At 70.0% G+C, this 14,066-nt stretch carries 13 protein-coding genes; 3 read left to right on the top strand and 10 right to left on the bottom strand.

Translation table 11 applies throughout. From position 1 onward, the window contains the following. Positions 1 to 126: 126 nt before the first annotated feature. The 5 genes from FB547_RS19465 to FB547_RS19445 all read right to left on the bottom strand — a co-directional run bounded on the left by FB547_RS19465 (position 127) and on the right by FB547_RS19445 (position 5,773). Positions 127 to 957 carry a formylmethanofuran dehydrogenase subunit C gene (locus tag FB547_RS19465; protein ID WP_145745054.1) on the bottom strand — a complete coding sequence of 277 codons (831 nt, stop codon included), beginning with the start codon at positions 955 to 957 and terminating at the stop codon, positions 127 to 129. Next, complete coding sequence (fhcD, locus tag FB547_RS19460) at positions 954 to 1,904, bottom strand: formylmethanofuran--tetrahydromethanopterin N-formyltransferase (RefSeq protein ID WP_186454204.1); 951 nt, start codon at positions 1,902 to 1,904, stop codon at positions 954 to 956. The genes FB547_RS19465 and fhcD overlap by 4 nt, the downstream gene beginning before the upstream one ends. Continuing rightward, on the bottom strand, positions 1,904 to 3,586 hold the full coding sequence (locus FB547_RS19455; RefSeq protein WP_145745050.1) for a formylmethanofuran dehydrogenase subunit A: 1,683 nt from the start codon (positions 3,584 to 3,586) through the stop codon (positions 1,904 to 1,906). The genes fhcD and FB547_RS19455 overlap by 1 nt, the downstream gene beginning before the upstream one ends. Continuing rightward, the gene (locus tag FB547_RS19450; RefSeq protein ID WP_145745049.1) at positions 3,583 to 4,806 is read right to left on the bottom strand and encodes a formylmethanofuran dehydrogenase; all 1,224 of its coding nucleotides are present in this window, start codon (positions 4,804 to 4,806) and stop codon (positions 3,583 to 3,585) included. The genes FB547_RS19455 and FB547_RS19450 overlap by 4 nt, the downstream gene beginning before the upstream one ends. A 232-nt stretch (positions 4,807 to 5,038) precedes the next feature. Beyond that, positions 5,039 to 5,773 (bottom strand): HisA/HisF-related TIM barrel protein, encoded by a 735-nt coding sequence (locus tag FB547_RS19445; RefSeq protein ID WP_145745047.1) that lies wholly within the window; start codon positions 5,771 to 5,773, stop codon positions 5,039 to 5,041. 38 nt (positions 5,774 to 5,811) lie between these two features. On the opposite strand from FB547_RS19445, the gene FB547_RS19440 reads away from it, so the two are divergent. The 3 genes from FB547_RS19440 to FB547_RS19430 are packed head-to-tail and all read left to right on the top strand — an operon-like array spanning position 5,812 to position 8,487. Continuing rightward, on the top strand, positions 5,812 to 6,801 hold the full coding sequence (locus tag FB547_RS19440; RefSeq protein ID WP_145745045.1) for an ATP-grasp domain-containing protein: 990 nt from the start codon (positions 5,812 to 5,814) through the stop codon (positions 6,799 to 6,801). Beyond that, the gene (locus tag FB547_RS19435) at positions 6,788 to 7,888 is read left to right on the top strand and encodes a hydantoinase/oxoprolinase family protein (protein ID WP_261380340.1); all 1,101 of its coding nucleotides are present in this window, start codon (positions 6,788 to 6,790) and stop codon (positions 7,886 to 7,888) included. Before FB547_RS19440 ends, FB547_RS19435 begins: the two co-directional genes overlap by 14 nt. Beyond that, positions 7,888 to 8,487: an aspartate kinase gene (locus FB547_RS19430; RefSeq protein ID WP_145745041.1), complete on the top strand. Its 600-nt coding sequence runs from the start codon at positions 7,888 to 7,890 to the stop codon at positions 8,485 to 8,487. Before FB547_RS19435 ends, FB547_RS19430 begins: the two co-directional genes overlap by 1 nt. A 3-nt stretch (positions 8,488 to 8,490) precedes the next feature. Here the strand turns inward: FB547_RS19430 and FB547_RS19425 are convergent, their stop codons facing one another. The 5 genes from FB547_RS19425 to FB547_RS19405 are packed head-to-tail and all read right to left on the bottom strand — an operon-like array spanning position 8,491 to position 13,953. Next, positions 8,491 to 9,195: a (5-formylfuran-3-yl)methyl phosphate synthase gene (locus tag FB547_RS19425; protein WP_145745040.1), complete on the bottom strand. Its 705-nt coding sequence runs from the start codon at positions 9,193 to 9,195 to the stop codon at positions 8,491 to 8,493. Next, on the bottom strand, positions 9,192 to 9,773 hold the full coding sequence (locus FB547_RS19420) for a DUF447 domain-containing protein (protein ID WP_145745038.1): 582 nt from the start codon (positions 9,771 to 9,773) through the stop codon (positions 9,192 to 9,194). The genes FB547_RS19425 and FB547_RS19420 overlap by 4 nt, the downstream gene beginning before the upstream one ends. Next, positions 9,770 to 11,248, bottom strand: a complete 1,479-nt coding sequence (locus tag FB547_RS19415) for a DUF6513 domain-containing protein (protein ID WP_145745036.1) — start codon at positions 11,246 to 11,248, stop codon at positions 9,770 to 9,772. Before FB547_RS19415 ends, FB547_RS19420 begins: the two co-directional genes overlap by 4 nt. Beyond that, entirely contained in the window at positions 11,227 to 11,880 is a 654-nt protein-coding gene (locus FB547_RS19410; RefSeq protein WP_145745035.1) for a flavoprotein, read from the bottom strand. The genes FB547_RS19415 and FB547_RS19410 overlap by 22 nt, the downstream gene beginning before the upstream one ends. A gap of 18 nt (positions 11,881 to 11,898) precedes the next feature. Then, positions 11,899 to 13,953 (bottom strand): sigma-54-dependent Fis family transcriptional regulator, encoded by a 2,055-nt coding sequence (locus FB547_RS19405; RefSeq protein ID WP_145745033.1) that lies wholly within the window; start codon positions 13,951 to 13,953, stop codon positions 11,899 to 11,901. Positions 13,954 to 14,066: the final 113 nt, after the last annotated feature.

Here is a 14,066-nt window from a genome sequence, read left to right as displayed (position 1 = left end):
AACAAAACAAACGAGGTTAGAAGAAACCGAGAACCATTCCAGAAACACCGCGGAACCGGCTTTGCCGGGCCGCTGGTGTTGCCCCCGGTAGGGGGTTGGCGAAGCGACACGAAGCTTGGGGGCGAGTCATAGGCACGCGATGAGTTCGCCTTTGCCGTCGGCCGAGAGATCGCCGAGGTGGCGTTCGATTCGGCGCCTGGGCAAGGCCGCAAAAGCTCCGCCGTGGCGCGCGAGATCGCGCGACAGCAGGGCCCAGAAGACCGGCGTTGCAGTCCGGTTCGGCACGAAGGTCAGCGCCGTCTCGATGCCCGCAGGCAACGCCGCGCCCGTCGCTGCGAAGACGATGCTGCCGCGGCGCATGCCGTAGCCCGCATGCGCGCCGGCCTTGCCACCCACGGCGATCGTGCCCGCCACCATGCGCGAGCCCAGGAACGCGCCCGCATCGCCATGGACCAGCGCGGACCCGCGGCGCATGCGGTCGCCGAAGCGCTCGCCCGCATGGCCATGGACCACGAAGGTGCCGCCGCGCATGCCGTCCATGCTGCCGGGCAAGGTGCTGGCCGCGAAATCGCCGACGTCGCCCTTCACCTCGATGCTGCCGCCGGCCATTTCGCAGGCGGCCAGCAGGCCGGCGCTGCCATCGATCTGCAGCGCGCCGCCGCGCATGCAGCCGCCCGCATAGTGGCCGGCATGGCCTTCGACGTGGATGCGCCCGCCGTCCATCTGCCAGCCGATGCGGTCGAAGCGCTCGAGAACGCCTTCGAAGCGAAGCGTGCCCTCTTCCGTGCCCTTCGCAACATCGAACAGTTCGGCCAGCGGCAGCATCGCGTTGCCATGGCCCACGGGCAGCTGCCCAATCTGCGCAGCCGAGAGTTCCGCCAGCGCGGTCGGCGTGACGCCACGCAGATCGACGCGCAACGCCGGCACCTGCCGCAACCTGAAATGCCATCCGCTCATGGTGCATCCCCCGCCGCGCCCAGCAGCCTGTGCAGATGGAAATGGAACGGCCCCAGCTTGCCGCCGTAGTTGCCGGCCGAAATGCGCAGCAGGCCGCCCGCCGGTCCGATGGCAATGGCGGCTTCCATGCCCACGCGCATGGCGGCACCCACGTCGGCCTCGGTCAGGCCGTCGATCACGATTTCCATCACGCAGCCGATCGCCTGGGCGGAGGCGCCGCCCGCCAGTTCGCTGTGCGCCACCAGCCCCACGAGGCTCGGGCAGAAGGCATCGTTGGTCGAGGCGTTGAGGTTCGCATAGCGGCTGCCGACCTTCGAGCCCGATCGCACCACGCCGCCCGGAAACGGCATCACCACATTGGGCAGCCGCTTCATCGCCGCCACGGCGGCCTCGGCGGCCGCCAGTGCGGCATCGGTGTCGCGCGCCAGCAGCAGCAGGTTGCCGCCGCCCACGGCCTTCACCACGGGCGTGTCTTCCTGCGCGACGAATTCGCCGTCCATCACCGGCACGCGCCAGTAGCGCACGCCATCGATCACCTTCGAGATCTGCCAGCCGTCCCCGAAGAAGCGCAGGTTCTTGCCGAGCGCGGCCACGTCGCTGCCGGGCGCGCCGCGCGGCAGGCCCGCGAACACCGCGGTGGTGGGACAGGTCAGCACGCACTGGCCGACGCGGCGCTCGAGCTGCTTGCCGAGCTCCTTGCCCGACATCGAGAACATCAGCACGCTCACGCCAGGCCGGCCGTCGGGCGATTCGTCCGGCAATATCTCGCGCTCGATGCCGGCCTCGCAGCCGCAGGCGATCACCGAGGTCGCAAAGCCCGTGGCCGACACCGCCGCGTGGCGCGCCCACGCCATGTTGTGCGCCGTGATGAGGATGCGCGTGGCCTTCATCGGAAAGGCCTCGGCAAAAGTTTCGTCGATGACGACGCCGTTGCGCTCCAGACCCATCACGACGACTCCTTGAAGCACTCGGCCGGCAGCAGGCGCCCGCCGTTGCAGCATTGGCACAGCTCGTCGTGCCCGATGGCGATGTGGTCGAAGTTGACCGAGCCCTGCGCCGCCAGGTGCCGGCGCAGCCGCTTCTCGATGCCGCGGTCGTAGTCGGGCGCGACGAAGTGCGTGCCGCCCACCGGCGCCGCCGTGACGCGGCCCGCGCGCGAGACCAGCACGCCGTCCTTGAACACGTATTCGGGCGTCGCGAACATGGCCTCGCGGTCGGCGTTCTCGCGGTACACCGCAATGTCGGCTGCCGCGCCCGCGCCCAGGTGGCCGCGGTCGCGCAGGCCCAGCAGCCGCGCGGGGCCGGCGCGGGTCATGATCGCGATCTCGTAGAGCGAGAGCTCGCGCGTGATCGAGCGCAGCGCGGCCTGGGCCGCCACCTCGGGATGCAGCTTGGCGAGCTGTTCCTCGCGAAAGCTGCGGTCCATCAGCAGGCGGATCAGGTGCGGATAGCTCGTGAACGGGCCGCCGTTGGGATGGTCGGTGGTCAGCACCACGCGCCACGGATCGTCGACCAGCAGGAAGATCTCCAGCCCGATGACCCACTGCAGCGCATTCACGTAGCTCTGCTCGCGGTAGCGGAACGGCACCACGCCGCAGCCGGCCTCGCACTCGATGTCGGCGCCGATCCACTTGCGCGGATCGGCCAGGCCCGACTGCGCATGCTGGCGCATGGTGTCGCCCGAGGCCGTGACGGTCTGGCCGAACATGATCTGGCCGACGTCGATGCTGACGTTCCTGTTCGCATTCACCACCTCGGCGAGCTGCAGCGCGGCCGAGGAGAACTTCTTCGGCCCCTCGGTGCCATAGGCGTGGAACTGGATGTGCGTCAGGTGCCCGGGCAGGCCGTCGAGCGCGGCGATGGTGTCGAGCGTGGACTGGATGTTGCCGGCCACGCCCAGGTTGCTGCCGTGGATGTGCAGCGGATGCGGCACCCCAAGCTCGCGCAGCGCGCGCGCCAGCGTGTGCACCACCTGCCGCGGCGTGACCTGCCAGTGCACATGGTTCTCGTCGACGTCGAGCTTTCGCTGGTTGAACTTGAAGGCCGAGATGCCGCCGGGGTTCACCACCTTCACGCCCATCGCCTTGCTGGCGTTGATGGTCCAGCCCGCGTAGTCGCGGATGCGCTCGAAGTCCCAGCCCTCGGCCAGCATGCGCAGAAACAGCTCGTCGTTGCCGAGCATCACGTAGGCGCCGTGGTCGAGGATCGGCGTGTCGCCCATCTCCATGTGCGCGTGGCGCGCATTGCAGGCCATCATGGCCGGCTCGAAGGCCGCCGTGTAGCCCATCTCGACATAGCGGTAGCCGGTGGCCAGCGTGCCCGGCGTGCAGGTGCCGCACGAGGCAAGCTCGAGCAGATTGTCGGGCAGCGCAATGGGGTTGGCGTTGGCGCGGTGGTCTTCAGGCAGCAGCATGCGCGCGAGGTTGACCTTGCCGCCGCCGATGTGGGTGTGCATGTCGATGCCGCCGGCCATCACGATGCAGCCGCCGATGTCGATCTCCTCGGTGGCGGCTTCGTTCGGTGCGAGCTCGACCATGCGGCCATCGCGCACGTACAGGTCGCGCACCTCGTCGCGGCCATTCGCGGGATCGATGACGCGGCCGCCGCGCAAGCGTAGCGTCGCCGTCATTGCACACGCCCCTTCTTCAGCGCCTGCACTGCCTGCGTCAGGCGCCGGACCACCTCGGCCACGCCCGGCAGCCCGTCGTCGTACACAGGCCGCAGCGGCAGCAGCACCGAGCCGTCGGTGCGGAACAGATGGCCGGCGGAACCGATGCCGGGCGTCGACACGGGAATGAACACCAGCTCGTGCGCGTCCCGCAGCAGGGGCATGCCCGGATGGCCGAGCACGATGCGCGGCATGCCCGCGGCTGGCGGCGCTGGCTCGGGGCCGTAGCTCGACACCCACAGCAGCGTGTCGGCCGCGCCGTCGGCGAGCAGGCGCTCGGCATCGAAGCACAGCGGCTCATGCTCCAGGCCCAGCGGCCCGGCGCGCGAACGCAACGGCAGGCCCGAGAGCCAGGCGAACACCTGGTTCACGGTGGAAGCCCCGTCCCCGCCGCCCAGCGGCAGCGAGGCCGCGCGCGTGCTGCGGTTGAGCGTGGCGACGATGCGCTGGATCGCCTCGATGATCAGCGCGCCCTGCGCCGGCAGCCGGCCCGATTCGTACACCAGCACCGCATAGCGCGCCGCCTGCAGCCGCGCCGCGAGCGCCGCCAGATCGGCCGGCACGCGGGCATCGTCTTTCGAAACACGGCCCGCCACGAGTGCGGCGAGCATTGCCACGGTGTCGAAGAGGTCGCCGTGCAGCGGCAGCGTTTCCACGGCCACGCCCTCCCGCTCGCCCACGCCGATGCGCCGGAAGAACTCCGGGTAGTGCGCCGCCGGCTCCTCGGTCATGCAGACGATCAGGTCGGCCCGCGTCCTCGCTTCCGCCAGCGTGGTGCTGAAGCCGCCGCGGTCCTGCAGCGCGCGCAGGCCGTGCATCAGCGCCGCTCCCTGGGCCGGATCGCAGATGGCACCGGTTTCGCAGGCCAGCGCATAGAGCGCCCTGGCGCCCGCGACGTCGGTGCCGAGGCCGCCGAACAGGGGCTGGCGGCTGGCCGCGAGCAGCGAGGCGGCCTTGCCGAGCGCCGTGTCCAGATCGCAGTCCTGGCCACCGACCTGGGGCTGCGCCGCGCCACCCGAGGCGTCGAAGTTGGCGAGCGCCTTGCGCGCGCGCGGGCAGTCGCCGCCCACGAGCTTCAACGGCGTGCCCGCCTCGACGCCGAAGGTGTCGCACAGCAGCGGGCAAAAGGGGCAGGTCCAGGGGGCATTGCCGGTTGGCACGGCAGTGTCGGGTTCATTCATGGGCAGGCCACCACGCAAGCCATGTGCCATTCACCCGCAGGGCCGCCGCGCCTTGGGACGGGGCCCGGATGACACACACAATGTGAGACAGAGTGTTGCGCTTTTGGCGGTCAATGCGTGCCGGCAGCGGCCCGCGGCCGGGCAAGCGAGTGCGCCGATGGATGGCACGGTTCGTGTGTACAGCGGGCTGATGGCACGCCTCACCCACCCTCGTCGCACCGGCTTCGGCAGATCAGCGGCGCACGCGTGGCAGTTGCAGGTCGTGCAGTGCGCTGGCCACCAGCCAGGCGTCGGCGCCGGCGGCACTCGCCCGCGCCAGGTCGTCCTCGCTGCGGATCCCGCCGGCACCCATCACCATGGCGCCCGGCGCCAGGCGCCTCACCTCCTGCAGGGTTTCCAGGTCGGGGCCGGCGCCGGAGCCGACGCGCTCCAGCGTCATCACGATCAGCCGCTTCGGCCACAGTTCCACCGCGTCCCAGCAGCCGGCGGCATCGAGCCGCTGGCCATCGCGCCGGTCCAGCGACAGCGCCGCTCCGGAATCGCCGGCGCCATCGGCGGCCGTGGCCTCGAAACAGCGCTCCAGCGCCTCGCGCGAACGCAGCGATTCGCTGCCGAACACCAGCACGATGCGCGACGCGTACGGCGCCAGCTGCTCGCGCAGCGCCTGGCCGGCCGATGCGTCCGCCAGGCCGGCATCCAGCCACAGCTCGATGTCCGGCAGTGCCTGCAGCAGATCGGCCAGCACGCCGGTCTGCACCGCCCCGCCCTGCAGGGCATCGAGGTCGGCCACGTACAGCTGGCGCGCCGCGCAGTGTTCGCACAGGATGCGCGCCACCGTCACCGGATCGCTGCTGGCGCACAGCGCCGACACGATCGGCCGGTAGGCCTTGCGGTCGCCGCGCACGGCCCGCACCACCTGGCCCTTCAGCAGGTCGACGACAGGGATCAGGTTCAGTTCGGAAGTCATGGGAAAGATGGGGAAGAGCCCGGAAAGTGGATGATGAAATGACCCAACGCGTTTTTGTCTACGAGTATCTCAGTGGCGGCGGCTGGAGCGACTACGGCGACGACGCCGCAGCCGACGAGCTTTTGCCGCTGGGCCTGTCGATGCGCGATGCCATGGTGGCGGACCTGGTGCGCGCCGCCGATTGTTCGGTCTCCGCGGCGGTCTGCGAACCGGGAAACACCCTGCCCGCAGGTGCCGTGCCACTGCGGGCCCGCGCCAACGAATCGGCCTTCGACTTCGTCGCGCGGCAGAGCCTGCTGCACGACCTGGTGTGGCTGGTCGCACCCGAGACGGACGGCCTGCTCGCGCGCTTCCAGCGCACGGTGGGTGATGCACGCTGGCTCGGCTGCAGCGCCGAAGCCATCGAGCTCACGGCCGGCAAGAAAGCGACACTCGCGCACCTGGCCGCGCACGGCGTGCAGACACCGCTGGCCTTTGCCGAAGCACTCGATATCGCACGCTGGGTGGTCAAGCCCGACGATGGCGCCGGCGGCGTGGCCACCCACGTGCACACCCACCACGCCGATGCGCTCGAAGACCAGGCCCTGCGCGCGCAGGCCGGCGCCACCTTGACGCTCGAGCCCTGGATCGAGGGTGAAGCCCTGAGCCTCTCGCTGCTGTGCACGGAGCAGAATGCCGAAATGCTGAGCATCAACCGCCAATGCATTTCGATCGATGCGCACGGCAGGCTGTCTTTCGATGGCGTGACCGTCGATGCGGTGGGCCGCGGCGATCCGCGCCGGCATGACCTGGCCGCGCTGGCCATGCAGGTGGCGCGCGCCATCCCCGGGCTGCGCGGCTTCGCGGGCATCGACCTGGTCTGGCACCCGCAGCGCGGGCCGGTGGTGATCGAGGTCAATCCGCGTGTCACCTGTGCCTACGTCGGGCTCTCCGCGGCGCTGGGCCGCAACCTCGCAGCGGAGCTGCTGGCAGACCGCCGGCACGGCGGCGGCACTCCAGAACGGGAACTTGCGCGTGCCGACGCCTGAACGCACCACCATCGGCTGGGACATCGGCGGCGCCCATGTCAAGGCCTGCCTGCTGCAAGGCGGCGAGGTGGTCGACGTGGCGCAGTGGGGCTGTCCGCTCTGGCAGGGCCTCGACCATCTGGCGCGTGCGCTGCAGGCCGCAAGCACGCGCTGGCCCGCGCTTGCATCCGCGCAGCATGCCGTCACCATGACGGGCGAGATGGTCGACCTGTTTCCCGACCGCGAAGCCGGCGTGCGCGGCATTGCCGCGGCGCTGGCGGCATCGCTTCCCGCGCCATCGGGCGCCCTGCACTTCTTTGCCGGCGATGCCGGCTGGTGCGCCGCCGCGGATGTGGCACGGCACTGGGAGCACATCGCCTCGGCCAACTGGCTCGCGACCGCGCGGCATGCCGCGCTGGTGTTTGCCGAAGGCGTGCTGGTCGACATCGGCAGCACCACCACCGACCTGATCGCCTTCGGCAACCGGCGCGTGCTGACCACCAGCCGCAGCGATGCCGAGCGCCTGGTGACCGGCGAACTCGCCTACCACGGCGTGGTGCGCACGCCGGTGTGCGCGCTTGCCCAGCGCATCGAATGGCGCGGCCAGGCAAGGCACGTGATGAACGAGTTCTTCGCCACCACGGCCGACGTCTATCGCCTGTGCGGCGAACTCGATCCCGCGCACGACCTGCACCCCAGCGCCGACAACGCGGCCAAGAGCCTGCCAGCCACGCGCCAGCGCCTTGCGCGCATGGTGGGGCTGGACGAGCGCGATGCATCCGCCGAAGAATGGCTTCAACTCGCACGCGCCTGGCGCGCGGCACAGGTGGAGGCCATCGGTGCGCAGCTGCGCGGTGTGCTGGCGGCGCATGCGCTCTCGCGCGATGCCGTGGCGGTGAGCGCGGGCTGCGGCGCCTTCCTGGTGCCCGGCCTGGCCGCGGTCGCTGCGGAGGGCGAAGGCGCGGGAGCCGTGCCGCGCCACTTTGCCGCCTATGGCAGCGACGTGGCAAACGTCGCCCGCCATGCGCCCGCGGGCACCGCCGGCTGGGCGCAGGTGTGCGCACCGAGCGTGGCGGTGGCCGCGCTGTTCGAAAGGGAGCACGACTGATGTGGGTGGTCAAGATTGGCGGCAGCCTCTGCGCCGACCCTGTGCTGCCGCAGTGGCTCGATCTGCTGGCGCAGATCGGCGGCGGCCGCGTCACGGTGGTCTGCGGTGGCGGCACATTTGCAGACGAAGTGCGGCGCGTGCAGGCGCACTGGCAGTTCAACGACCTGGCCGCGCACAACATGGCGGTGCTGGCCATGGCGCAGACGGCCTACCAGCTGCATGCGCTGAACCCGGCGCTGCAGCTGGCCGCGCGCAAGACCGAAATCCCCGACCTTCTGCGGCGCGGAAAGACCGCGCTGTGGCTGCCGCTCGAACTGCGGCGCGACAAGCCGGACGGCCGCACCAGCTGGGACGCCACGTCCGACACCATCGCGCTCGACCTCGCCAAGCATCTCAACGCGGAGCAGCTGGTGCTGGTGAAGTCGTGCACCATCGATCCGCAGATGACGCTCAATGAGCTTGGCGACGCGGGCGTGGTCGACCGGCAGTTTTCCGAGCGTTCCGGCGATGCTGCGTTTCCGATCACCCTGCTTCACAAGAACCAGCTCGCGACCATGCGTGCGCTGCTGCTGGGCGAGGCGACCTTCGCCCCGCGCTGAAGTTCAGACCGCCACAGGTTCCACCGCCTCGCCGTGCAGCAGCGCGGCCAGTGCCGCCAGCCGCTCGGGGCTGAGGGCCGCCTTGCGGTCGCCCACGCACACCGCGCTGCGAAACCCCGCGAAGTCCGGTGCCAGCGACTGCAGCAGCGGAACATGGGCTGTGCGCAGCGCGCCCGCCACGCCGGCCATTTGCCCTGCGGCGCGCACCTGGGCCAGGAAGGCGCGCAGGTCGGCCATCGGCACGGCATCGAACAGGCTGCCGGCCTGCTTGTCGGCGGTGTCGACCATGAGCCCCGGAAAGCCCAGCGTGCAGGCATGCGCGGTCAGCGCGGCATCGAGCCCGTGGTCGCCGATGAAGACCGGCACCACCGGCCAATCGCAGGCCGCGAGCGCATCGAGCACCGCAAGGGCCTCGGGCCCGCGCTCGATGCCGACCTTCACATAGTCGACGCCGCAGGCACCCACCGCATCCACCTGCGCCAGGATGACGTCGAGCGCATGCATCGGCAGATCGCCGATCGTCGCGCTCACGGGCAGGTCGATGCCATGCGCACGCAGCGCGCCCACGATGGCGCCGATGGTTGCCGTCGGCAGGCCGCCCAGTGCGCCTTCGTTGGGTTCCTTCAGGTCGATGAAGTCGGCGCCGCCGCGGGCCGCGAGCAGGGCCTCGTCCACGCTGCGCACGCTCACCAGCATGCGCGTCGTCATGATGTGCGCTCCCGGTCGGCGGCACGGTGCTGCGCGACCGCGGCGCGCAGCCACTCCCAGGCCTCGCGTTCCTCGGGGCCGGCGGTCTTGTCGATCGCGATCTGCAGGTAGGTCATTTCGGTTTCCACTTTCTCGGGAGGGAGCATGTGCAGCCGGCTCACCAGCACGGCGCCTTCGATCACCGCGGCCTGCGCGCGGTTGAAGCCGGCAAACGGCGCATGCGTGGCCTCGTGCACTGCCACCATGCGCAGCATCGGCCGCTGCACGTCGTCGCGCTGCTCGGCCAGTTCGAGTTCGACGTGCCGCAGCGCAGCGGCCAGCCGCACGCCTTCGATGCGCTCGGCCGGCAGCGTGGGCCACGTCTTGCGGCCCGTGACGCAGCCCGCGAACACGCGGGTGTCGCAGACGATGTTGAGCACCGCATGGCCGGTGGCCACGATGTTGTCGTGCGTGGTCGAGGGCTTGAACGGCATCAGCAGGATGCCGCCCTCCTGGTAGCGGATGCCCATCGGCGCCACGTGCGGCTTGCCGCCGGGGGCCACGGTGGTCACCACGGCTTCGAAGATCTGGTCGTTCATGAGGGGGATGGCGCAGCGGTGGTGCTCGTGGCGCCGGTCTCGGCCGCGCTGCTCTTCTTCGATGTCTTCATGGTGGTTCCCGGCGCGCACCAGCGCGCGAGGTCTTCGGCGGGCCGCGGCGCGGCGCAGCCCCAGTCGAGCGGCTGGTCCTGCACGTAGCGCTTGCCGAGCTGCCAGGCGATCTCGGCCCGCGCCAGCTCCACGCCCATGTAGAACGCATGGTCGGCATCGTCCTGCAGCCGGAGCTGCGGCCAGAGCTCGAAGGCGCCCTGCGCGAGCCGCATGCCGTCGCGGTTGTAGACGTGCAGGCCCAGCGGCGAGATCTGCACGCGGAAGTTGGGGTCGCGCACCTGCGAGGCGATCTCGCCGATTTCTTCCGGCGTGTCGGGGAACGGATGCTTGGCGTGCACCGTCATCAGCGCATCGCTCATGCCCTTGGGCAGCGTGGCGTTGCGCGCTGCGGCATGCATGATGCGGCGCGCCCAGTCGGCCTCGCTCACCGCGCGGCGCGCATGCTGGCTCACCTGCGTGGTCAGCACCGCCGCCACGTTGAGCTCGGCGGCAATGCCGAACAGCACTGCGTTGATGCCGCTGGTGTCGGCCTCGGTGAGCTCGGTGAGGTTGCCTACGCCGAGCATGATCGGCGCATCGGGAAAGCGCTCGCGCAGCCGGTGGTAGCGCACGATGGAGGCGGTCAGGCCGAAAGGTATCGGGTCGAGGATCGAATCGGCCAGGAAGGCGCGGCCGCGCCGCTGCATCTGTTCGACGGCCGCATACAGCGACGCTTCGTCGGCCGGAACGCGCGGTATCAGCACCGGCGTGGCCGCAACCTCATCGGCGATCCACAGCGTGTCGAGCGTGAGGCTCAGCAGGTAGTCGGCGCCGGCCTTGCCGCCGAGCAGCAGTTCCTGCGCGTCGCTCGAATCGACGCTGACCTGGAAGCCCGCGGCCTTCAGCGCCTGCACGCTTTCGCTCAGGTGGTCGAAGCGCGTCTCGGGCAGGCAGCCCAGGTCGATCACGTTGGCACCGTCGGCCGCAAGCTGCTGCGCGCGCTCGATGATCTGTGCCACCGAGAGCCGCGGCGCGTCGACGATCTCGGCGAAGATGGCGACCTCGTACTCGCTCAGGTCGACCGCGCGCGCGCTGCGGTTGAAGTGGCGCGGCAGATCTTTCAGCTCCTGCGGGCCGCGTTCCACCGGAACGCCGAAGTGAAGGCTCAGCGCCTCGACGTCGCCGCGGCAGCGGCCCGGCACCATGATGCGGTCGGCGCGGCGCGGTGCGGCGCCCTCGCCTTCGGCCTCGGTGAACACGGGGGCCGCAACGCGGCGGCGGATCATGTCGGCCGTCATCAGCGCCGCCACCTGCAGACCGATCTCGCGCACTTCCCATGTGAACGGTGCCGCCTCGATCCCGGCCAGCACCCGCGTGAGGCTGGCTTGGGCGAGACGCCCGGTCAGGAAGACGATGTGTTCCATGCGAGAGAAAGTTCCTTCAGGCGCGTGTCGAGCGCGGTCTCCAGTTCGGTCGGTGAACAGACCACCTGGCAAAAGTCGATGCCGCGCAGCCGCTCCACGTTGTCCAGTTCGATGCGCCGCGGACGCAGCGTGACCCAGTCGTGCGGCGACTTGGTCACCACCACCGGTTCCGTATCGCATGCAAACACGATGCCAGGAATGCCGAGCTTGCCGGCCTGGGCAAACATGTTGGTCGGCAGCGAGTCGCTGATGCCGAATGCGCACTTGGCCACCGTGTTGCTGGTGGCCGGCGCCACCACCACCGTGTGATAGACGTCGTCATAGAGCATGCCCACCGGCACGCCGCTGGCGGTCTTGTCGCGGAACACGCGAAAACGCGGCTTGAGCGCCTCGATCTGCAGCTTGTAGATGGGCAGCACCTCCTCGGCCGCAGCCGAGAGGAACAGGTCGACCGAGGGCAGCCGCGCCGCAATGGCAAGCGATTCCTCGAGGAAATGGCCCGAGCCCGTGATGCACCACGCCAACCGCGAGCGCGGCGGCGATGCGGGCATGGGCGCCTCGCCGTCTTCGGCAGCCAGCGCGGCGCCGCGTGGATCGATCTTGCCCGTGCCCGTCGGCTCCCCGTTCGTCATGTCTGCGAGCCTTGAGGCTCAATCGGGTGGAGAGATCTCGATGTGAAGCTTGTGGAGTTTTCGGTACAGGGTGTTGCGGCTGACATCGAGCGCCTTGGCGACGTTGCTCACGTTCCAGCGATGCTGCTCGAGCATCTGCAGCAGCACCTGCCGCTCGTTGGCCTGGATCGGGTTGAGTTGCTTGATGGCGGGCGCCGCATCGGACGGCGCTGCGTCCGCGGCCGTATCGGCCGGTTCGGAGGACGCTGCAGCCGCATGGGCCAGCGCGGGCAATGGCGACGGCGCCGTGCGCACCGCCAGCGAAGGCAGGTGCTCCCGCGTGATGGTCTTGCCGTCGGCCAGCGCGGCGGCGCTGCGCAGCACGTGGCGCAGCTGCCGCAGGTTGCCGGGCCATGAATAGGCCATGAGCAGGCGCTCGGCCTCTTCGCCGAGCCGGCTGTCGCTGCCGCCTTCGTCCTTGAGCACGTCGTGGATCAGATCGCGCTTGTCCGTGCGGTCGCGCAGCGCGGGCAGGTCGAGCTCGATGCCGGCCAGCCGGTAGTAGAGGTCTTCGCGGAAGCGGCCTTCGCGCACCAGGCTCGGCAGGTGCTGGTGGCTCGCGCTCACGAGCTGGAAATCCACCGGATGGGTGTCCTCGGTGCCCAGCGGCGTGACCTGGCGCTCGTCGAGCACGCGCAGCAGGCGGGCCTGCAGCTCCAGCGGCATGTCGGCGATCTCGTCGAGGAACAGCGTGCCGCCATCGGCCTGCAGGATCTTGCCGCGCCGGCCGCTGCGCTGTGCGCCGGTGAAGGCGCCGGCCTTGTAGCCGAAGAGTTCGGATTCGATCAGCGTCTCGGGCAGGCTCGCGCAATTGACCGCGACGAAGGCGCCTTCTGCATGCGGGCTGCTTTCGTGGATGGCGCGCGCGAATACTTCCTTGCCCGAACCGGTCTCGCCGCACAGCAGCACCGGGGTTCGGCGCGCGACCACGCGCCGCGCGGTGTCCAGGTGCGCGACGAGCCGCGCGTCCTTGAAGGTGCGAACGCTCGGTGCACGCGCGGCCGCTGGCCGCAATGGCGCACGGAAGGAGTCGGCGCCCGTCTCTGACACCATCGATGCCGTGCCTGCCGCACCCGCCACGCGCGCACGGGCCGGCGTGGCGGCATCGGAGGCCGGCCGCCGCGCCACCGCGAAGAAGCGCAGCGCCGCATTGGCCCGGTAGGCCACCACCGGATGGAATGAAGAAGAAAGGCTGCGCTGGACGATGTCCTCGAGCGAGGTCTGGAACAGGTCGTCGATGCGCTGCGTGCGGATCTCGTCCATCGACTGCAGGCCGAGCTGGAACAAGGCGCTGCGGTTGGCGGCAAGAATGCGCCCGTCGTCGCCGACGGCGAGCTTGCCCTCGTGCAGCGTGTAGACGAATTCGGGCCGGCTGTGGAAGTGCAGCGGATGCGCATTCGAGAAGCGCTTGTCGATGAGACGGTTCTCGATCATGCGCGCCGTCATGCCCAGCAGCACCAGCACGTGCTGCTGCATGAGGCTGGAGCGGCTGGTCACGTCGAGCACCGCGATGATCTCGCCGGACGGATCGAACACCGGCACCGCCGAGCAGGTGAGCTGCGTGAAGTGGCTGAAGAAATGCTCTTCGCGCCGCACGGAGATCGGATGCGCCGCGGCCAGGCAGGTGCCCATGCCGTTGGTGCCGGCCTCGGCCTCGCCCCACATGCCGCCGGCGCGCAGGCCCATGGGCTCCGCTTCGGCGGCGAACTCGGGCGAGGACACCATGTGCACGATCACGCCATCGGTATCGGTCAGCACCACGGCGGACTCGGCGTCGGCGAGTTGCTGGTAGAGCGTGGTCATCTCGTAGCGCGCGCACTCGATGACGTCGGCATGCTGGTTGCGCCGACTCTGCAGCGCAGACGATGCAATGACCACTGGTTCGCGCGGGCGGCCCGGATCGAGCTGGTACTGGTTCAGGCAGCGGCTCCACGAGCGCGTGACCAGGTCGTTGCCCTCTTCGTGAAAGCCTCGCCTCACCACGTCGAGCACACGGTCAGCGTGTCGATCGCCTTGCCTCAGCGTCAATGTCATTGGAGTTCTCCGGCGCGTTCCATCGTGTCTCCTTGTTCGGCCCATTGTTGTGCCTGCCGGCCTGCCGCGCACCCGGTGAAACACCAAGCACTGGCAATGCCGGAGCGGGTCCG

The sequence above is a fragment of the Variovorax beijingensis genome (assembly GCF_007828835.1).
GTDB classification, from domain to species: Bacteria; Pseudomonadota; Gammaproteobacteria; order Burkholderiales; family Burkholderiaceae_C; genus Variovorax; species Variovorax beijingensis_A.
Note: the sequence above shows the minus strand (reverse complement) of the source record. Positions and strands in the feature narration are given on the sequence as shown.